This is a genomic window from Pseudoalteromonas sp. SR45-5 (assembly GCF_014163565.1).
In the GTDB taxonomy this organism is placed as follows: Bacteria; Pseudomonadota; Gammaproteobacteria; order Enterobacterales; family Alteromonadaceae; genus Pseudoalteromonas; species Pseudoalteromonas distincta.
Genome location: NZ_JACJDN010000942.1, coordinates 1 through 1,007 on the forward strand (window position 1 = coordinate 1; position 1,007 = coordinate 1,007).

General features: G+C 35.7%; 1 protein-coding gene. It reads left to right on the top strand.

The window, feature by feature from the left end:
* Positions 1 to 849: GNAT family N-acetyltransferase (locus H5072_RS20235; protein WP_182694610.1), on the top strand; the 849-nt coding region annotated here is incomplete at its 5' end.
* Positions 850 to 1,007: the final 158 nt, after the last annotated feature.

A 1,007-nucleotide genomic window follows, 5' to 3' on the forward strand; every position in this document is an offset into this window, starting at 1 on the left:
CGCCAACTACTAGACGCACCATCGCAAAGACTATTTATTAGCAAAATTAATAATCAATTAGTTGGCGTATGCTTAATCGCCATAGAAGGTGGTTTGAGTGAAGAACTTGCCCTACAAGTTATAAGTGGAGAGCGCCGTCCGCAAGGACATTTAATGGCGCAAGCACTCTCACAACTTAGCTTTAATAATGACTGTTTAACACAACTGAGCGCTCGCGTTGTACGAATAGCGATTGATCCGAGTTCCCACAATATAGGACTTGGTAAAAAGTTACTTAGTTATTGCGAATCGCAGGTAAAAAGCCAATGTAGTTGGCTTGGTGCAAGCTTTGGCGCAACAGCGCAGTTACTTAATTTTTGGCAAAACCTAGGGTTTGATACTATAAAATTAGGTTATCAACGCGATAAAAGCACCGCTGAACATTCGGCGCTTGTAGTTAAATGCTTAAGTGACAAAAGTACAATTCTTCAACCCCTAAAAAAGCAGTTTAAAAACGATTTCTTTTATGCTCTTTTAACACACTTTAAAACACTAGATTGGCAACTCGTGAATATTATAATTGAAGGATTTAGCGACGAGTTAATAAGCCTAGAGACTCACGAGCGATTAGCGCTGCTCACTAAAAGTAACTTCACTCAATTTAGTATCTCTGCAACTCTTTGGCAGTTACTGAGCCAGTCACCTTCTTATATATCTCGATTAACAGAGTCGGATAAACAACTTTTAATAAAGTTAGTACTTCAAAATGAAAGTAATGAAAAAGTGATTCAACACTTAGGTTTATTAGGAAAAAAACAGCTTGAGAATCAATTTATACGTGCCATAAAAAACCTCACAAGTACCATCTAATAATTCCTAGTTGCCCTATCTCTGTTAAATTTTATCCATCTTTAAGCTATTTATTTAATTTGTTCTATCCTTAAAACATTAATAGGTAAATTAAGATAAAGGCATGGAATTAATAAACTTTAAAGTGAAATTGTTTTGCAGCCCACTTTAAAGTTTAT